Origin of the sequence: Salsuginibacillus halophilus (genome assembly GCF_003014715.1) — a bacterium.
Taxonomy (GTDB): Bacteria; Bacillota; Bacilli; order Bacillales; family Marinococcaceae; genus Salsuginibacillus; species Salsuginibacillus halophilus.
The window spans coordinates 1-15,189 of the sequence record NZ_PYAV01000014.1 but is presented as its reverse complement, the minus strand read 5'-3'; the positions used below and the strand labels follow the sequence as shown (position 1 = coordinate 15,189).

Below are 15,189 nucleotides of genomic sequence, written 5' to 3'. Positions count from 1 at the left end.
ACGTAGCTTTCAGCCGTTAATCGTCTTTACGTAGTCCAAGGCCGAGTTCATGCAGCTTTTCCTGCACTTCTTCGAGCGATTTGCGTCCAAGGTTGCGCACTTTCATCATATCTTCTTCCGACTTTTGCGTAAGCTCCTGCACCGTGTTGATGCCGGCACGCTTCAAGCAGTTGTAAGAACGAACGGAAAGATCGAGCTCTTCGATGGTCATCTCAAGCACTTTCTCTTTCTGATCTTCTTCTTTTTCCACCATGATTTCAGCTTTCTGAGCTTGATCGGTCAAACCGATAAAGATGTTCAGATGCTCATTCATGATTTTACCGCCAAGCGATACAGCTTCTTCCGGGCGGATGCTTCCGTCAGTCCATACGTCCAGCGTCAACTTGTCGTAGTTGGTGATCTGACCGACACGCGTGTTTTCCACGTGATAGTTCACGCGAGAAACTGGTGTATAAATGGAATCCACCGGCAGAACCCCGATCGGAAGGTCATCTTCGTTGTTCCCCTCGGCCGGTACATAGCCGCGGCCGCGCTTCGCTGTCAAACGCATGCGGAATTGCGCATTCTTCGACAGCGTTGCGATATGCAGCTCAGGATTCAAGATATCAACGTCACTGTCGTGCGTAATATCATTTGCGGTAACCGCTCCTTCGCCCTGCACGTCCACTTCTAGTGTTTTCTCTTCATCAGAGTAAATGTGCAATGCAAGCTGCTTTAAGTTCAAAATGATCGTGGTTACATCTTCTGTCACACCCTCAAGCGTGGAGAATTCATGCAGTGCACCATCAATTTGGACGGAGGTTATAGCCGATCCTGGAAGGGAGGATAGCAAGATGCGACGCAGCGAGTTGCCTAGCGTCGTCCCGTACCCGCGCTCCAACGGTTCAACGACAAATTTTCCGAACTTATTGTCCTCACTGATTTCAATCGTTTCAATACTCGGCTTTTCGATTTCGATCATCTATTCGTACCCTCCTTCAAAACGTCGAAACTCCGGTCAGCCCGCGGACGGACTCCAGAATTTCCCCTTTAGGCAGTCCCTGACCACATGTGCAGCCTCAGTCCGCCAATAATGGTGCAATTCGCACCAGGAACCTTCACCCATTATTGGCAAATTGAGGGGCTTTTAATCTGAAGTGGAGTTATACTCTGCGACGTTTTGGCGGACGGCAGCCGTTGTGTGGCACTGGCGTTACGTCACGGATGACGCTTACTTCCAGACCTACCGCTTGCAGAGAACGAATCGCAGCTTCACGTCCGGCACCCGGGCCTTTAACAGCAACTTCTACAGTTTTCAAACCGTGTTCCATTCCTGCTTTCGCTGCAGATTCAGCAGCCATCTGCGAAGCAAACGGGGTCGATTTACGGGAGCCTTTGAATCCGAGGGCACCAGAGCTCGCCCAAGAGATGGCATTGCCTTCTGTATCGGTGATCGTCACGATCGTGTTGTTAAACGTAGAACGAATGTGAGCGACACCGGACTCTATATTCTTCCGTTGACGGCGCTTACGTGTGTTCTGTTTCGCTTTAGCCATTTCAGCTGACCTCCTTTTTGTTTAATTATTTCTTCTTGTTCGCCATTGTACGGCGAGGACCTTTACGTGTACGCGAGTTGTTCTTCGTCTTTTGTCCGCGCATTGGCAAACTACGACGATGACGAATACCGCGGTAAGAACCAATTTCCATTAGACGCTTAATGTTGAGTGAACGTTCCCGGCGAAGGTCACCTTCTACGAGATATTCGTTGCTGACAACATTACGGATGCGGCCGAGTTCATCTTCGGTCAAGTCGCGAACGCGGGTGTTCGGAGACACCTCAGCTTTATCGACAACTTCTTGCGCGCGGGATTTACCAATACCGAAAACGTAAGTGAGCGAGATGACGATGCGCTTATCGCGCGGTACGTCAACACCAGCAATACGTGCCATGTGTGAGCACCTCCTTCGATTTTAACCTTGTTTTTGTTTATGCTTCGGGTTTGAACAGATCACCATGACTGTTCCTTGGCGGCGAATGACCTTGCATTTTTCGCAAATCGGTTTAACAGACGCTCTGACCTTCATAAGTTTTACCTCCTTAACTTTACGGAGTCCAATGGAGATCCCTTTGACATTCAGCCAGCGATCATGCCGAGACGTTTATTTATAACGATACGTGATTCTGCCGCGGGATAGGTCATACGGCGAAAGCTCCACCGTCACTTTGTCACCAGGCAGAATACGGATATAGTGCATCCGGATCTTACCTGAAACGTGCGCTAAAATGCGGTGGCCGTTTTCCAATTCCACACGGAACATGGCGTTTGGAAGCGGCTCAATCACCGTGCCTTCCACTTCAATAACATCATCTTTGGCCATGAGTTTACTCTCCTTCCTTCGTGAGCTCGTCCTGTTCATTTAGGAATGCAGCAATTGCGAACCGAAGCTTTGCGTTTGTCACACGGCCGGATTCCTCAAGACTCCTTCTCACTTCAGGCGAGAAAGACACGGGGGATAAATGATGAACGTTTTTCCGCTTTGGGCGGTCGTACTTTCGTTTATCCCCATCGGCCACAAGCACAAAGCGTTCATCAATGACTTGAATGACGATCGCAAACTGCCCGGTATCTCTCCCTTGCTCCATGCGGACAATCGTGCCGGTTTCCGGCGTTTGGCGGGAATCCATCGCTTCTACCATCACCTTCTTGCCTTCACGGCAGGGTTAAGATTTCGTAACCATTTGGTGTAATCGCAATGGTGTGTTCGAAATGGGCGCATTTTTTGCCGTCGGTCGTAACAACCGTCCAATCATCATCAAGTGTGTGAACGTAGCGCTCTCCGGCATTGACCATCGGCTCTACCGCAAGCACCATCCCTGGTTTCAGGCGTGCGCCCTTACCAGGTGGGCCGAAGTGCGGGATCTGCGGGTCCTCGTGAAGGTCCTGGCCGACGCCGTGCCCGACGTATTCACGCACGATTGAGAAGCCGCGCGGTTCGACGTAGGACTGAATCGCGTGTGAAATGTTTGAGAGGCGCTCTTTAGGAGCTGCTTCTTCCAAACCTTTAAACAGCGAATCATGGGTAACGTCCATAAGATTCTGGTCTTCAGCCGAAATCTCACCGACGCCATACGTCCAGGCGGAGTCTCCGTGATACCCTTTCAGCTTCGCGCCGATATCAATTGAGATGATGTCACCTTCATGAAGAACGCGGTCCCCCGGAATACCGTGAACAAGCTCTTCATTCACCGAAGCGCAAATGCTGCCGGTAAACCCAGCGTAGCCTTTAAATGATGGAATTGCTCCAGCAGCCCGGATCCGTTCATCAGCGATACGGTCGAGCTCCCCGGTTGTAATGCCGGGACGGATATGCTGTTCAAGCTCAAGGTGCGTATCAGCGACAATTTTGCCAGCTTCACGCATGATCTCGAGTTCACGGTCAGTTTTCGTGATAATCATTACCGAAGTCCTTTCAGCAGTTCATCAATATCGCCGAACACGTCGTGGATATCCTGATCTCCATCAATCGTGCGCAAATACCCTTTATTTTCATAGAAATCGATGAGTGGCTGCTGCTGTTCAATGTTTACCTGCAGACGCTTTTCAACCGTTTCCGGCTTATCATCGTCGCGCTGAATCAGCTCGCTGCCGTCTTCATCGCATTTCCCTTCAACTTTCGGAGGGTTGAACATGACATGATACGTTTTTCCTGATGTCGGTGAGACACGGCGACCGGTGAGACGCTCTTTCAACTTATCTTTATCAACATTAATGTTGAGTACAAAGTCAAGTGATGTGTCAAGCGACGCCAGAATGTCTTCAAGGGCTTCCGCCTGTTTAACGGTCCGCGGGAAACCATCAAGCAGGAAACCTTCACTACAGTCCGGTTGGCTCAGACGCTCCCGGACAATGCCTACCGTAACTTCGTCAGGCACAAGTTCGCCAGCATCCATATAAGACTTTGCCTGTTGACCAAGCTCGGTCTCATTTTTGATGGCTGCGCGGAACATATCGCCTGTCGAGATGTGCGGAATACCGTACTTTTCAACAATCATTTCAGCCTGTGTCCCTTTACCGGCACCAGGAAGACCCATCAAAATCAAGTTCATTCTATCTCTCCTCTATCGACCTTTTTTCGGTATCGGGGCAGGAAACCGTTGTCCGGCTCCCTGCAGCACCTTCTCAACGCTACTTAATAAAGCCTTTGTAACTGCGTTTAATCAGCTGGCTTTCAATCTGCTTCATCGTATCCAGCGCGACCCCGACAACGATGAGAAGGCCAGTACCGCCGATCTGTATCGTTTCAGGCAGACCGAGCTGATCGGTGAAGAACACCGGAATCGTTGATACGGTAGCAAGGAACAGTGCCCCTACCAAAGTCAGACGGTAAAGGATACGACGAATGTACATTTCAGTGTTCTGCCCCGGGCGGATCCCAGGTACATAACCACCTTGTCTCTTTAAGTTTTCCGCCATTTGCTCTGGGTTTACCTGCACAAACGTATAGAAGTACGTAAATGCAATAATTAAACCGGCATACACGGCCATACCGATAGGCTCTGTGTAATCAAAGTTCTCCATGACCCAGAATGCAACCGGGTTATCTTCCCCGATGAAACTGGCGATGGTTGGCGGAAAGATAAATAAAGACAATGCAAAGATAATTGGAATAACGCCTGCTGCGTTAACTTTCAGCGGCAGGTGTGTGGATTGACCGCCGACAGGATTACGACCGGCAACACGCTTCGCGTACTGAATTGGTACTTTACGAATCGCCTGCTGCACAAAGATAACCCCGACAACGATGGCAAGTACGGCCAGTGCCAGGAAAAGAATCGTTACAATTCCAATGAACAGCTGGTCATCGGCACCTTCAATCTGAGTTGCATAAATCTGGTTGAGGCCATTTGGGATGCCGGCTGCAATTCCGGCAAAAATGACAATAGAGATACCGTTACCTACACCGTTGGCGGTAATCTGTTCACCTAGCCACATCAAAAATGTTGTACCTGCTGTCATCACCAGAGCAATAAAGATGTAAACGGGAACGCTCGGGTTTGTGATCAAGCCTTCAAACATGTTGTTAAAGCCGATCGACATCCCAAGGCCCTGGAGAAAGGCGAGAACCACCGTAAAATAACGGGTGAACTGCGCCAGTTTCCGGCGACCAGCTTCTCCTTGTTTCGCCCATTCCGTGAACTTTGGAACAACATCCATCCGAAGTAACTGAACAACGATGGATGCGGTGATATAAGGCATGACGCCCATAGCGAATATTGAGAAGTTACCGAGGGCTCCTCCGCCGAATGTGTCCAGAAAGCCAAAGGCGTTCGCCTGGTCCTGGAACTGCAGCACTTCGCTATTGGTGCCTGGCACCGGGATGAAGCTTCCGATCCGGAACACAACAAGCATGAGGAGGGTGAAAATGACTTTACGTCTTAAATCCCTCACTCGAAAGATGTTGGCTATCGTCCGGAACATTAGATCACCTCAGTTTGGCCGCCTGCTGCTTCAATCGCTTGAGCTGCAGAAGCAGAGAACTTATTGGCTTTCACCGTCAACTTGCGCTCAAGTGTACCATTACCCAAGATCTTAACGCCATCGTTAACTTTACGGATGACACCAGCTTCAAGCAGAGCTTCTGGTGTAACTTCCGCGCCGTCTTCAAAACGGTTAAGCGCATCAAGGTTTACTGTTGCGTACTCTTTACGTGTAGGGTTGGTAAAACCACGCTTTGGTGTACGCTTATAGATCGGGTTCTGACCGCCTTCAAAGCCTGGACGTACGCCACCGCCGGAACGGGAGTTTTGTCCATGTTCACCGCGACCAGACGTGTTACCACGGCCTGAACCGTTACCACGGCCGACGCGCTGATGACCTTTGCGGGAACCTTTTGGCGCTTTGAGTTCGTGAAGTTTCATATTGACACCTCCTGTTCCTGTAAGTCGCTATTACGCATCAAGTTCTTTTACAGATACGAGATGAGACACTTTATTTACCATACCGCGAATGGCTGGGCTGTCTTCTTGAACAATTGATTTGTTTACCTTATTCAGCCCGAGGGTCCGTACAGTCGTACGCTGGTCTTCCGGACGGCCGATCAAGCTGCGTGTGAGGGTAATTTCAAGCTTGTTTGCCATAGTTTTTCCCTCCTTAACCTTTCAGTTCTTCCACGGACTTGCCGCGAAGGCGGGCAACTTCTTCCGCAGTTTTCAGGCTCTCGAGGCCTTCGAGTGTTGCACGCACCATGTTAATTGGGTTGTTGGAGCCGTGCGATTTGCTCAAGATGTCGTAAACGCCACCGAGCTCAAGTACCGCGCGGACCGGTCCGCCGGCAATAACACCAGTACCTTCGGATGCAGGCTTCAAAAGAACTTTACCCGCGCCGAAACGACCGACGATTTCGTGTGGGATCGTCGTGCCGACTTTTGGTACTTCGATCAAGTTTTTCTTCGCTGTATCAACAGCTTTGCGGATCGCCTCCGGTACTTCCAGGGCTTTTCCGATGCCAAAACCAACGTGACCGTTGCGGTCGCCGACAACGACAATTGCCGCAAAGCGGAAACGACGTCCACCTTTAACAACCTTTGCAACGCGGTTAATGGCTACAACCTTTTCTTCAAGATCCAGTTTACTAGCATCGATGCTCATGAATTTCCCTCCTTCGCTCCTTAAAATTTCAGACCGTTTTCACGAGCTGCGTCTGCAAGTTCCTGCACACGGCCGTGATATACAAAGCCGCCGCGGTCAAATACAACTGTTTCATGACCTTTTTCTGTCGCACGCTGGGCGATTGTTGCACCGATTTGACGAGCAGCTTCTTTGTTGCCGCCGTTTTCGATGTTAAGTGCAGGTTCCATTGTGGAAGCTGCTGCGAGCGTTTCACCGGCGTTATCGTCAATCAGTTGAGCGTAAATATGCTTAGCCGAACGGAATACGTTCAAACGCGGACGTTCTGCTGTCCCACGAATTTTTTTACGAACACTCATGTGACGCTTTTTACGAGCCGCTGTTTTTGCCTTCGTATTACTCATGATTGAGCGGGCCTCCTTTCTGCTTTTACGTTAGGAGTTACTTACCTGTCTTACCTTCTTTTGTACGTACGTATTCGCCTTCGTAACGAACACCTTTGCCTTTGTAAGGTTCTGGTGTGCGCTTGGAGCGGATTTTAGATGCAACCGCACCGACGAGTTCTTTATCAATTCCGCGAACGACTACTTTCGTGTTCGAAGGAACTTCAAGCTCAATGCCATCTTGTTCTTCGATTTCCACTGGGTGGGAGTAGCCGAGGTTAAGAACGATTTTGCTGCCGGATTTTTGGGCACGATAGCCGACACCGACAAGTTCAAGATTCTTTTCGAAACCATTTGTTACGCCCTGAACCATGTTGTTCAAGATACTGCGCGTTGTACCGTGCAGCGCGCGGTGATCTTTATGCTCAGTTGGACGTTCAAAAGTGATCACATTGCCTTCAATGTTGATCGTGATATCTTCGTGGAACTGACGGCTCAATTCACCTTTTGGACCTTTAACGGTGATGTGGTTGCCGTCGCGTTCGATCGTAACCGATTCAGGCACTTCAATAGGTAATACACCTACACGTGACATATCGTTTGCACCTCCATTCTTTCAAACAGTTTTACCAAACGTAAGCGAGAACTTCGCCGCCCACCTGGTTTTTGCGGGCTTCTTTATCCGTCATTACACCGTGGGATGTCGAAATCACAGCGATGCCAAGACCGTTCAAAACACGTGGAAGCTCATCGGACTTCGCGTAAACGCGCAGACCTGGCTTACTGATACGCTTCAGACCGGAGATAACGCGTTCGTTCTGCGGGCTATATTTCAAGAACAGGCGGAGCACGCCTTGTTTGCTATCTTCAACGTACTCTACGTCACGGATGAAACCTTCTTGCTTCAAGATTTCAGCAACTTCTTTTTTCAAGTTGGAAGCCGGAAGCTCCAGCTTGTCGTGACGTACAGTGTTTGCGTTACGAATACGTGTGAGCATGTCTGCCACAGGATCTGTCATGACCATTTTGATTTACCTCCTTCCCTATGCGGGGCTTTACCAGCTGGCTTTTTTCACGCCAGGAATTTGACCTTTGTATGCAAGCTCGCGGAAGCAAATCCGGCAAAGCTTGAATTTGCGTAGTACGGAATGGGGACGTCCGCAGCGCTCACAGCGTGTGTATTCACGTACTTTGTACTTTTGAGGACGCTGCTGTTTTACGACCATTGCTTTTCTAGCCAATGTGTTCCCTCCTTATCTTTATCCGTTTAGTTACTTAGCGAACGGCATGCCGACTTTGTCGAGCAATTCGCGTGCTTCTTCGTCCGTTTCAGCTGTCGTTACGATGACAATGTCCATGCCACGAATTTTGTCGACTTTATCATACTCAATCTCTGGGAAGATGAGCTGCTCGCGTACACCTAGTGTGTAGTTACCGCGACCGTCGAATGCTTTCGTGGAAATACCGCGGAAGTCACGTACACGTGGGAGCGCAACGTGAATGAGCTTTTCGAGAAAGTCATACATACGCTCGCCGCGAAGTGTAACTTTCGCACCGATCGGGTTGCCTTCACGCAGCTTAAATCCAGCGATGGATTTTTTCGCCTTTGTGATAAGTGGCTTTTGACCCGTGATCTCGCTCATCTCTTCTACTGCCTTATCAAGAGCTTTCGGGTTTTGAACAGCATCACCGACACCCATGTTTATAACGATTTTTTCAATCTTTGGTACCGCCATAACCGAGTCATAGTTGTACTTTTCGTGCATCTCAGGCACAATGTCCGTTTTGTAGCGTTCTTTCAGCGCGTTCATGCAGGTAACCTCCTTTCGTCCCGAAGCGAATTAGTCGAGCGCTTCGCCGGATTTTTTTGCAATGCGTACTTTTTTACCGTCTACGACTTCGCGGCCTACACGGGTAGGTTCACCGCTTTTCGGGTCGATCGGCATTACGTTCGATACGTGGATTGGCGCCTCTTGAGTCAAAATACCGCCCTGCGGGTTTTCCTGAGACGGAGCTGCGTGTTTTTTCACTTGGTTGACTCCTTCAACGAGCACGCGCTCCTGGCTTGGATAAGCTTCGAGAATCACGCCCTCTTGGCCTTTGTCTTTACCAGCAATCACTTTTACTTTATCGCCGCTTTTTACGTGCAGCTTTGTTTGTTTAGCCATAGTTCGTCGCACCTCCTTGGTGAAACAAATTCAAATCTATTTATAGATGCGTATAATTACAATACTTCAGGTGCAAGGGAAACGATCTTCATGTACTGGCGCTCGCGAAGTTCGCGGGCAACCGGACCGAAGATACGTGTACCACGAGGTCCTTTGTCGTCACGGATAACAACTGCAGCGTTCTCGTCAAAGCTGATGTACGAACCGTCCGGGCGGCGGGCACCGCTGCGGGAACGAACGATTACTGCGCGTACAACTTCACCCTTCTTGACAACGCCACCTGGTGTTGCATCCTTTACAGAACAAACAATGGTATCACCGATGTTCGCTGTTTTACGGCCGGATCCGCCGAGTACTTTAATGCACTGTACGACGCGAGCGCCGGAGTTATCAGCGATTTTCAAGCGGCTTTCTTGTTGGATCATGCTTCGTTACCTCCCTTCAGAAGAGAAACTGGATTAGATAATAACGGCTTCTTCGACAATTTCAACAAGGCGGAAGTACTTATCTTTGGAAAGCGGGCGTGTTTCCATGATTTTAACAACATCACCTTTTTTCGCTTCGTTGTTCTCGTCATGCGTTTTGAACTTCTTAGAGTACTTAACGCGCTTGCCGTATAGTGGGTCCATTTTATACGTTTCAACAACGACCGTGATCGTTTTATCCATTTTGTCGGAAACGACGCGGCCATTATAAACTTTGCGATGGTTACGCTCAGCCATAGGTTGGGGAACCTCCTCTCAACAGGAAATTATCCTTGATTAATTCCAAGTTCACGTTCGCGATGAACCGTTTTAACACGGGCGATATCTTTACGTACGTGACGAATGCGGGCAGGGTTATCCAGTTGACCAGTCGCTAGTTGGAAGCGAAGGTTGAACAACTCCTCTTTCAAATCTTGAATCTGCTGTTCGATTTCCGCCGTGGTCAACTCACGAATTTCGTTAGCTTTCATTTGCCTCACCACCCACTTCTTCGCGTTTAACAAACTTCGTTTTCACCGGAAGCTTGTGTGACGCAAGTCTAAGTGCTTCACGGGCGACTTCTTCATCCACTCCCGCAATTTCAAACATAATCTTTCCTGGCTTAACTACTGCTACCCAGCCTTCAGGAGAACCTTTACCGGAACCCATGCGGACTTCTAGCGGCTTTGCAGTGTAAGGCTTGTCTGGAAAGATTTTAATCCATACTTTACCGGTACGCTTCATGTAACGCGTCATAGCGATACGTGCAGCTTCGATTTGGCGGTTTGTAATCCAGGATGCTTCTGTTGCCTGAATACCGTACTCGCCGAATGTAACTTCATTTCCGCCTTTAGCACGACCTCTCATGCGGCCGCGGTGTTGGCGACGGAATTTTACGCGTTTAGGCATTAGCATGATTAGTTGCCTCCTTCCTCTGTATTCGTTCCTTTCGTGGGAAGGACCTCTCCACGGTAGATCCAAATTTTAACGCCGAGCTTACCATAAGTGGTTTGAGCTTCAGCAGTGCCATAATCAATATCAGCGCGAAGTGTGTGCAATGGTACTGTACCTTCGCTGTAGCTTTCGGAACGAGCGATGTCCGCACCGCCGAGACGGCCGTTAACTTCTGTACGGATTCCTTGTGCGCCCGAACGCATTGTGCGCTGCATGGACTGTTTCATTGCGCGACGGAAAGATACACGGTTTTCAAGCTGACGTGCAATATTTTCCGCAACAAGACGAGCGTCCATGTCCGGCTGCTTGATTTCAGCAATATTGATGTGAACACGTTTACCAGTTAGTTCGTTCAGTGCTTTACGAAGCGCTTCAACTTCGGAACCACCTTTACCGATAACCATGCCTGGCTTCGCTGTATGAATGGTTACATTCACACGGTTCGCAGCGCGCTCAATTTCCACCATGGAAACGGAAGCGTCTGTCAGGCGGTTTTCGATAAATTCGCGGATCTTAACGTCTTCGTGCAGCAGATCAGCATATTCTTTTTCTGCGTACCATTTAGACTCCCAGTCACGGATGTTACCGATACGAAGTCCAATTGGATTGACTTTTTGACCCACTCGTTACCCCTCCTTCTTTTCTGAAACAACAATGGTAATGTGGCTTGCGCGCTTGTTAATGCGTGTTGCACGACCCATTGCGCGCGGACGGAAACGGCGAAGCGTTACTGCTTCGTCGACATAAGCTTCGCTGACATAAAGATTGTCCGGCTCCATGTCATAATTGTGTTCCGCATTAGCGATTGCGGAATTGAGTACTTTTTCAATGATTGGAGAAGCCGCTTTTGGCGTGTGCTCAAGAATGGAGACTGCTTCTCCGACGTCTTTGCCCCGGACTTGGTCGATGACCAGGCGTGCTTTACGAGGGGCAATTCGAACTTGTTTCGCGACTGCTTTCGCTTGCATCGGAATGGACCTCCCCTCTAATTAACGACGTTTCGTTTTCTTATCGTCTTTTTCGTGTCCTTTAAACGTACGTGTCGGAGCAAACTCTCCGAGCTTATGACCGACCATGTCTTCCTGAACATAAACCGGCACGTGCTTACGACCATCGTAAACAGCAATTGTGTGGCCTACGAAGTCAGGGAAGATTGTCGAACGGCGGGACCAAGTTTTGATCACCTGCTTATCGTTGGATTCGTTAAGCGTATCGACTTTCTTCTTTAAGTGATCGTCTACAAAAGGTCCTTTTTTCAGGCTGCGAGCCATAGTGAAACCTCCTTTCGCCATAGACCCACGGTTCCGGGGAACCGCAGATCATCAGCATGTTTACTTTTTCTTCTTCTTACGACGACGGACAATGTACTTGTCTGTGTCTTTGTTCTTCTTACGGGTTTTCAAGCCGACTGATGGCTGACCCCAAGGAGAAACTGGTGATTTACGTCCGATTGGCGCACGGCCTTCACCACCACCGTGTGGGTGATCGCTAGGGTTCATCGCGGAACCACGTACGACAGGGCGCTTGTTCAACCAGCGGCCACGGCCTGCTTTACCAATGTTTACGAGTTCGTGCTCCAAGTTGCCGACCTGTCCTACGGTAGCACGACAAGTCTGCAGAATCAAGCGTGTTTCGCCGGATTTCAAACGAACAAGTGCATATTTTCCTTCTTTACCGAGAACTTGTGCTTCAGCACCAGCTGCGCGCACGAGCTGACCGCCGCGGCCCGGCTTCAATTCAATGTTGTGAATAACGGTACCAACTGGGATGTCCTTCAATTCAAGTGCATTACCTGTTTTGATGTCCGCTTCTTCACCATTCATGATTTCATCATCGACTTTCAAGTTCTTCGGCGCTAGGATGTAGCGCTTTTCACCATCAGCGAAATGGATCAGTGCAATGTTAGCTGAACGGTTCGGATCGTATTCGATCGTAGCAACTCGGCCAGGTACACCATCTTTGTTACGCTTAAAGTCAATTACACGGTACTGACGCTTATGACCGCCGCCTTGGTGGCGTACGGAGATGCGTCCTTGGTTGTTGCGGCCGCCTTTACGGTGCAGCGGTTCCATGAGGGAACGCTCAGGCTGGTCCGTTGTAATCTCGGAGTAGTCTTTCCCAGACATAAAACGGCGGCCGGCACTGGTTGGCTTAAACTTTTTAACTGCCATCGGTATTTCCCTCCTTCACTTCTTTATTAGGCTTCGAAGAATTCGATTTCTTCGCTCTCTGGTGTCAAAGTGACAATCGCTTTTTTACGTGCAGGCTTATAGCCTTCGTGGCGACCGAAACGACGGAACTTACGCTTGTAGTTCATCGTGTTTACTTTGTCTACTTCAACCTCAAAGATTTCTTCGATGGCTTTACGAATTTGCGTTTTATTAGCTTTAACGTCCACCTCAAAGGTGTACTTTTTCTCTTCCATTTGCTCAGCGGAGCGCTCAGTAATGACCGGGCGCTTTACAACGTCGCGTGCATCCATTATCCAAGCACCTCCTCTACCTTCTCCACGGCACCTTTTGTCATGACGAGGTAGTCGTGCTTCACAATCTCAAGCACGCTTGCTTCTTGTGCATGAACTGCAGTGACTCCCGGAAGGTTGCGCGCGGAAAGGGATACTGTTTCATCCTGATCTGCAGTAACAACAAGAGTCTTGCCGTTAGCGGACAGATTTGTAAGAATGTCTTTCATTTCTTTTGTCTTCGGCGCATCAAGATTGAAGTCGTCTACAACGATCAATTCATTGTCGCGAAGTTTCGATGCATATGCAGAACGTAGCGCAAGACGACGCGCTTTCTTCGGCATTTTCACCTTGTAGCTGCGTGGTTGTGGTGCGAATGCAACACCGCCACCTACCCAGATTGGGGAGCGGATTGAACCGTGACGTGCGCGACCTGTGCCTTTTTGGCGCCAAGGCTTTGCACCGCCACCTCTGCGCTCAGAACGAGTTTTTGCTTTCTGCGTGCCTTGGCGACGATTCGCCTGCTGTGCGATTACAGCATCATAAAGCACGCTTTCATTCGGTGTAATTCCAAATACAGTTGCTGGTAGTTCAAGGTCGCCTGCTTGGGACCCGGACTGGTTGAACAGCGTAACGTTTGGCATTGAGGAGCCTCCTTTCTATCAAACGATCTTAGTTATTTGCTTTAACCGTGTCTTTTACAGTTACGTAAGTCTTTCTTGGGCCAGGTACATTGCCTTTCACGAGAAGAAGATCACGTTCAGTGTCAACTTTTACGATTTCAAGGTTTTGTACAGTTACCTGCTCGCCGCCCATGCGACCTGGAAGCAGTTTACCCGGTTTTACGTTGTAATGACCCATAACGCCCATGGAACCAGGCTTACGGTGGAAACGGGAACCGTGGCTCATCGGACCGCGGGATTGGTTGTGGCGCTTAATCGCACCTTGGAAACCTTTCCCTTTTGAAGTTCCTGTGATGTCCACGTACTCGCCTTCTGCAAATGTGTTTACTTTGACTTCCTGACCAACTTCATAATCCGCAACAGCTTCACCGCGGACCTCTTTCACGTAGCGCTTGGGTGTTGCGCCAGCTTTATCTGCATGGCCTTGTTCAGGCTTGTTGATCCGGGATTGTTTCTTATCTTCCACGCCAAGCTGAACAGCAGTATAACCATCCGTTGCTTCTTCTTTCTTTTGAAGAACCACGTTAGGCTCAGCCTGAATGACAGTAACAGGGACAACTTCACCGTTGTCACGAAAGATCTGTGTCATGCCGAGTTTTTTTCCCAAGATTCCTTTGGTCATCAGTCACACCTCCTGTTAATAAATGATCTATTTATATTTGCCTAATGTACAAAAGTTACAGTTTAATCTCAATGTCGACACCGGATGGCAGGTCAAGGCGCATGAGCGCATCTACCGTCTGTGGTGTCGGGCTGACAATATCGATCAAACGCTTATGCGTGCGCATCTCGAACTGCTCGCGAGAATCCTTAAACTTGTGCGTCGCGCGCAGTACCGTGTATACGGAACGCTCTGTCGGAAGCGGGATCGGACCAGCAACCCCAGCGCCTGAACGCTTTGCAGTGTCCACAATTTTTTCTGCGGACTGATCAAGGATGCGGTGATCGTACGCTTTCAATCGGATACGGATCTTTTCGTTTGCCATTATAAGCCCTCCTTTTCGCCTGATTTTCAGACTTACTCCGTGGAAATTATCTGATGCACCGTCCCATGGCAAAGGGGCCGGGTGTGTCAGCAACCTTCCACATCATCGCAAATAGCGATCGATGTTGCCGCAAGCCGGTTGTGCCCTTAGCTCACGATCACACTTTACCTATTATAAAGATTTGACCTCAGGAACGCAAGGACAAAATTGAAGAAAATCGCGGGGATTTAGGATTTTTTCAATCCCCCTGGTTATAAGGGGGCGATCCTGCGGATAATCCGGGTGTGAAAGCAGGCAGATTGGCTTCGTTTTGGGAGGGCGGTTGCTCCAATTTCGGTGATCCGCGCTCCAGTTCCGGGCGTGGTAGCTCCATTTTCCATGATTCACTGAAGTTAGTATAAATAGTGGACACGGCACATTGGCACATGGTTACATGAAAGACAACAATGATAAAGGGCGTGAACCTTATGGCCAAAGCTAAG

31 protein-coding genes are annotated in these 15,189 nt (G+C 49.3%); all 31 read right to left on the bottom strand.

Features of this window, described 5'->3' with window-relative positions:
* Nucleotides 1–16 precede the first annotated feature (16 nt).
* Entirely contained in the window at nucleotides 17–961 is a 945-nt protein-coding gene (locus tag B0H94_RS12575) for a DNA-directed RNA polymerase subunit alpha (protein WP_106589628.1), read from the bottom strand.
* Between the two features lie 181 nt (nucleotides 962–1,142).
* Nucleotides 1,143–1,535 carry a 30S ribosomal protein S11 gene (rpsK, locus tag B0H94_RS12570; RefSeq protein ID WP_106589627.1) on the bottom strand — a complete coding sequence of 131 codons (393 nt, stop codon included), beginning with the start codon at nucleotides 1,533–1,535 and terminating at the stop codon, nucleotides 1,143–1,145.
* 25 nt (nucleotides 1,536–1,560) lie between these two features.
* Complete coding sequence (gene rpsM, locus B0H94_RS12565; RefSeq protein ID WP_106589626.1) at nucleotides 1,561–1,929, bottom strand: 30S ribosomal protein S13; 369 nt, start codon at nucleotides 1,927–1,929, stop codon at nucleotides 1,561–1,563.
* 21 nt (nucleotides 1,930–1,950) lie between these two features.
* Nucleotides 1,951–2,064: a 50S ribosomal protein L36 gene (rpmJ, locus tag B0H94_RS12560; RefSeq protein ID WP_106589625.1), complete on the bottom strand. Its 114-nt coding sequence runs from the start codon at nucleotides 2,062–2,064 to the stop codon at nucleotides 1,951–1,953.
* Nucleotides 2,065–2,139: 75 nt separating this feature from the next.
* Nucleotides 2,140–2,358 carry a translation initiation factor IF-1 gene (gene infA / locus B0H94_RS12555; protein ID WP_106589624.1) on the bottom strand — a complete coding sequence of 73 codons (219 nt, stop codon included), beginning with the start codon at nucleotides 2,356–2,358 and terminating at the stop codon, nucleotides 2,140–2,142.
* A 4-nt stretch (nucleotides 2,359–2,362) separates the two neighbouring features.
* Nucleotides 2,363–2,677 carry a KOW domain-containing RNA-binding protein gene (locus tag B0H94_RS12550; protein WP_245894024.1) on the bottom strand — a complete coding sequence of 105 codons (315 nt, stop codon included), beginning with the start codon at nucleotides 2,675–2,677 and terminating at the stop codon, nucleotides 2,363–2,365.
* Between the two features lie 13 nt (nucleotides 2,678–2,690).
* Nucleotides 2,691–3,437, bottom strand: a complete 747-nt coding sequence (gene map / locus B0H94_RS12545; RefSeq protein ID WP_106589623.1) for a type I methionyl aminopeptidase — start codon at nucleotides 3,435–3,437, stop codon at nucleotides 2,691–2,693.
* A complete protein-coding gene (locus B0H94_RS12540; RefSeq protein ID WP_106589622.1) occupies nucleotides 3,437–4,087 on the bottom strand; it encodes an adenylate kinase in 651 nt (216 codons plus the stop codon). Before B0H94_RS12540 ends, map begins: the two co-directional genes overlap by 1 nt.
* Nucleotides 4,088–4,166: 79 nt before the next feature.
* A complete protein-coding gene (secY, locus tag B0H94_RS12535; protein ID WP_106589621.1) occupies nucleotides 4,167–5,459 on the bottom strand; it encodes a preprotein translocase subunit SecY in 1,293 nt (430 codons plus the stop codon).
* A complete protein-coding gene (gene rplO, locus B0H94_RS12530; RefSeq protein ID WP_106589620.1) occupies nucleotides 5,459–5,899 on the bottom strand; it encodes a 50S ribosomal protein L15 in 441 nt (146 codons plus the stop codon). The genes secY and rplO overlap by 1 nt, the downstream gene beginning before the upstream one ends.
* 30 nt (nucleotides 5,900–5,929) lie before the next feature.
* On the bottom strand, nucleotides 5,930–6,118 hold the full coding sequence (gene rpmD, locus B0H94_RS12525; protein ID WP_106589619.1) for a 50S ribosomal protein L30: 189 nt from the start codon (nucleotides 6,116–6,118) through the stop codon (nucleotides 5,930–5,932).
* A gap of 13 nt (nucleotides 6,119–6,131) precedes the next feature.
* Nucleotides 6,132–6,629, bottom strand: a complete 498-nt coding sequence (gene rpsE / locus B0H94_RS12520) for a 30S ribosomal protein S5 (protein WP_106589618.1) — start codon at nucleotides 6,627–6,629, stop codon at nucleotides 6,132–6,134.
* A gap of 20 nt (nucleotides 6,630–6,649) precedes the next feature.
* Nucleotides 6,650–7,012, bottom strand: coding sequence for a 50S ribosomal protein L18 (gene rplR / locus B0H94_RS12515; protein WP_106589617.1), 363 nt, complete (start codon nucleotides 7,010–7,012; stop codon nucleotides 6,650–6,652).
* Between the two features lie 37 nt (nucleotides 7,013–7,049).
* Nucleotides 7,050–7,586: a 50S ribosomal protein L6 gene (gene rplF, locus B0H94_RS12510; RefSeq protein ID WP_106589616.1), complete on the bottom strand. Its 537-nt coding sequence runs from the start codon at nucleotides 7,584–7,586 to the stop codon at nucleotides 7,050–7,052.
* 31 nt (nucleotides 7,587–7,617) lie between these two features.
* The gene (rpsH, locus tag B0H94_RS12505) at nucleotides 7,618–8,016 is read right to left on the bottom strand and encodes a 30S ribosomal protein S8 (protein WP_106589615.1); all 399 of its coding nucleotides are present in this window, start codon (nucleotides 8,014–8,016) and stop codon (nucleotides 7,618–7,620) included.
* A gap of 30 nt (nucleotides 8,017–8,046) precedes the next feature.
* Nucleotides 8,047–8,232, bottom strand: a complete 186-nt coding sequence (locus B0H94_RS12500) for a type Z 30S ribosomal protein S14 (protein WP_106589614.1) — start codon at nucleotides 8,230–8,232, stop codon at nucleotides 8,047–8,049.
* Nucleotides 8,233–8,262: 30 nt separating this feature from the next.
* Entirely contained in the window at nucleotides 8,263–8,802 is a 540-nt protein-coding gene (rplE, locus tag B0H94_RS12495; protein ID WP_106589613.1) for a 50S ribosomal protein L5, read from the bottom strand.
* 30 nt (nucleotides 8,803–8,832) lie between these two features.
* Nucleotides 8,833–9,141 carry a 50S ribosomal protein L24 gene (rplX, locus tag B0H94_RS12490; protein ID WP_106589684.1) on the bottom strand — a complete coding sequence of 103 codons (309 nt, stop codon included), beginning with the start codon at nucleotides 9,139–9,141 and terminating at the stop codon, nucleotides 8,833–8,835.
* A 74-nt stretch (nucleotides 9,142–9,215) separates the two neighbouring features.
* Entirely contained in the window at nucleotides 9,216–9,584 is a 369-nt protein-coding gene (gene rplN, locus B0H94_RS12485; RefSeq protein ID WP_106589612.1) for a 50S ribosomal protein L14, read from the bottom strand.
* 33 nt (nucleotides 9,585–9,617) lie between these two features.
* Nucleotides 9,618–9,881, bottom strand: a complete 264-nt coding sequence (gene rpsQ / locus B0H94_RS12480; RefSeq protein ID WP_106589611.1) for a 30S ribosomal protein S17 — start codon at nucleotides 9,879–9,881, stop codon at nucleotides 9,618–9,620.
* Nucleotides 9,882–9,910: 29 nt separating this feature from the next.
* On the bottom strand, nucleotides 9,911–10,114 hold the full coding sequence (rpmC, locus tag B0H94_RS12475) for a 50S ribosomal protein L29 (RefSeq protein WP_106589610.1): 204 nt from the start codon (nucleotides 10,112–10,114) through the stop codon (nucleotides 9,911–9,913).
* Nucleotides 10,104–10,538, bottom strand: a complete 435-nt coding sequence (rplP, locus tag B0H94_RS12470) for a 50S ribosomal protein L16 (RefSeq protein ID WP_106589609.1) — start codon at nucleotides 10,536–10,538, stop codon at nucleotides 10,104–10,106. The genes rpmC and rplP overlap by 11 nt, the downstream gene beginning before the upstream one ends.
* 2 nt (nucleotides 10,539–10,540) lie before the next feature.
* Nucleotides 10,541–11,200, bottom strand: a complete 660-nt coding sequence (gene rpsC, locus B0H94_RS12465; protein ID WP_106589608.1) for a 30S ribosomal protein S3 — start codon at nucleotides 11,198–11,200, stop codon at nucleotides 10,541–10,543.
* Between the two features lie 3 nt (nucleotides 11,201–11,203).
* Nucleotides 11,204–11,545 (bottom strand): 50S ribosomal protein L22, encoded by a 342-nt coding sequence (gene rplV, locus B0H94_RS12460; protein WP_106589607.1) that lies wholly within the window; start codon nucleotides 11,543–11,545, stop codon nucleotides 11,204–11,206.
* A gap of 21 nt (nucleotides 11,546–11,566) precedes the next feature.
* Nucleotides 11,567–11,848 (bottom strand): 30S ribosomal protein S19, encoded by a 282-nt coding sequence (gene rpsS, locus B0H94_RS12455; RefSeq protein WP_106589606.1) that lies wholly within the window; start codon nucleotides 11,846–11,848, stop codon nucleotides 11,567–11,569.
* 60 nt (nucleotides 11,849–11,908) lie between these two features.
* Nucleotides 11,909–12,748 carry a 50S ribosomal protein L2 gene (gene rplB, locus B0H94_RS12450; protein WP_106589605.1) on the bottom strand — a complete coding sequence of 280 codons (840 nt, stop codon included), beginning with the start codon at nucleotides 12,746–12,748 and terminating at the stop codon, nucleotides 11,909–11,911.
* Between the two features lie 26 nt (nucleotides 12,749–12,774).
* Nucleotides 12,775–13,059 carry a 50S ribosomal protein L23 gene (rplW, locus tag B0H94_RS12445; RefSeq protein WP_106589604.1) on the bottom strand — a complete coding sequence of 95 codons (285 nt, stop codon included), beginning with the start codon at nucleotides 13,057–13,059 and terminating at the stop codon, nucleotides 12,775–12,777.
* Nucleotides 13,059–13,682 (bottom strand): 50S ribosomal protein L4, encoded by a 624-nt coding sequence (rplD, locus tag B0H94_RS12440; protein ID WP_106589603.1) that lies wholly within the window; start codon nucleotides 13,680–13,682, stop codon nucleotides 13,059–13,061. Before rplD ends, rplW begins: the two co-directional genes overlap by 1 nt.
* 28 nt (nucleotides 13,683–13,710) lie before the next feature.
* Nucleotides 13,711–14,343, bottom strand: a complete 633-nt coding sequence (rplC, locus tag B0H94_RS12435; protein WP_106589602.1) for a 50S ribosomal protein L3 — start codon at nucleotides 14,341–14,343, stop codon at nucleotides 13,711–13,713.
* Between the two features lie 55 nt (nucleotides 14,344–14,398).
* Nucleotides 14,399–14,707, bottom strand: coding sequence for a 30S ribosomal protein S10 (gene rpsJ, locus B0H94_RS12430; protein WP_106589601.1), 309 nt, complete (start codon nucleotides 14,705–14,707; stop codon nucleotides 14,399–14,401).
* A 238-nt stretch (nucleotides 14,708–14,945) separates the two neighbouring features.
* The coding region (locus B0H94_RS15340; protein WP_219899791.1) for a hypothetical protein at nucleotides 14,946–15,189 on the bottom strand (244 nt) is incomplete at its 5' end.

Bases quoted from the DNA above. Each gene is read 5' to 3' on its own strand.
- rpmD (WP_106589619.1), bottom strand. From the start codon at position 6,118: ATGGCAAACAAGCTTGAAATTACCCTCACACGCAGCTTGATCGGCCGT.
- rplO (WP_106589620.1), bottom strand. From the start codon at position 5,899: ATGAAACTTCACGAACTCAAAGCGCCAAAAGGTTCCCGCAAAGGTCAT.
- rpsS (WP_106589606.1), bottom strand. From the start codon at position 11,848: ATGGCTCGCAGCCTGAAAAAAGGACCTTTTGTAGACGATCACTTAAAG.
- infA (WP_106589624.1), bottom strand. From the start codon at position 2,358: ATGGCCAAAGATGATGTTATTGAAGTGGAAGGCACGGTGATTGAGCCG.
- rplE (WP_106589613.1), bottom strand. From the start codon at position 8,802: ATGAACGCGCTGAAAGAACGCTACAAAACGGACATTGTGCCTGAGATG.
- rpsK (WP_106589627.1), bottom strand. From the start codon at position 1,535: ATGGCTAAAGCGAAACAGAACACACGTAAGCGCCGTCAACGGAAGAAT.
- rplV (WP_106589607.1), bottom strand. From the start codon at position 11,545: ATGCAAGCGAAAGCAGTCGCGAAACAAGTTCGAATTGCCCCTCGTAAA.
- rplD (WP_106589603.1), bottom strand. From the start codon at position 13,682: ATGCCAAACGTTACGCTGTTCAACCAGTCCGGGTCCCAAGCAGGCGAC.
- rpmJ (WP_106589625.1), bottom strand. From the start codon at position 2,064: ATGAAGGTCAGAGCGTCTGTTAAACCGATTTGCGAAAAATGCAAGGTC.
- map (WP_106589623.1), bottom strand. From the start codon at position 3,437: ATGATTATCACGAAAACTGACCGTGAACTCGAGATCATGCGTGAAGCT.
- rplC (WP_106589602.1), bottom strand. From the start codon at position 14,343: ATGACCAAAGGAATCTTGGGAAAAAAACTCGGCATGACACAGATCTTT.
- rplB (WP_106589605.1), bottom strand. From the start codon at position 12,748: ATGGCAGTTAAAAAGTTTAAGCCAACCAGTGCCGGCCGCCGTTTTATG.
- B0H94_RS12550 (WP_245894024.1), bottom strand. From the start codon at position 2,677: ATGGTAGAAGCGATGGATTCCCGCCAAACGCCGGAAACCGGCACGATT.
- rplN (WP_106589612.1), bottom strand. From the start codon at position 9,584: ATGATCCAACAAGAAAGCCGCTTGAAAATCGCTGATAACTCCGGCGCT.
- rplP (WP_106589609.1), bottom strand. From the start codon at position 10,538: ATGCTAATGCCTAAACGCGTAAAATTCCGTCGCCAACACCGCGGCCGC.
- B0H94_RS12540 (WP_106589622.1), bottom strand. From the start codon at position 4,087: ATGAACTTGATTTTGATGGGTCTTCCTGGTGCCGGTAAAGGGACACAG.
- rpsQ (WP_106589611.1), bottom strand. From the start codon at position 9,881: ATGGCTGAGCGTAACCATCGCAAAGTTTATAATGGCCGCGTCGTTTCC.
- rplF (WP_106589616.1), bottom strand. From the start codon at position 7,586: ATGTCACGTGTAGGTGTATTACCTATTGAAGTGCCTGAATCGGTTACG.
- B0H94_RS12575 (WP_106589628.1), bottom strand. From the start codon at position 961: ATGATCGAAATCGAAAAGCCGAGTATTGAAACGATTGAAATCAGTGAG.
- rplW (WP_106589604.1), bottom strand. From the start codon at position 13,059: ATGGATGCACGCGACGTTGTAAAGCGCCCGGTCATTACTGAGCGCTCC.
- rpsJ (WP_106589601.1), bottom strand. From the start codon at position 14,707: ATGGCAAACGAAAAGATCCGTATCCGATTGAAAGCGTACGATCACCGC.
- secY (WP_106589621.1), bottom strand. From the start codon at position 5,459: ATGTTCCGGACGATAGCCAACATCTTTCGAGTGAGGGATTTAAGACGT.
- rplR (WP_106589617.1), bottom strand. From the start codon at position 7,012: ATGAGTAATACGAAGGCAAAAACAGCGGCTCGTAAAAAGCGTCACATG.
- rpsE (WP_106589618.1), bottom strand. From the start codon at position 6,629: ATGAGCATCGATGCTAGTAAACTGGATCTTGAAGAAAAGGTTGTAGCC.
- rpsM (WP_106589626.1), bottom strand. From the start codon at position 1,929: ATGGCACGTATTGCTGGTGTTGACGTACCGCGCGATAAGCGCATCGTC.
- rpsH (WP_106589615.1), bottom strand. From the start codon at position 8,016: ATGGTCATGACAGATCCTGTGGCAGACATGCTCACACGTATTCGTAAC.
- rpmC (WP_106589610.1), bottom strand. From the start codon at position 10,114: ATGAAAGCTAACGAAATTCGTGAGTTGACCACGGCGGAAATCGAACAG.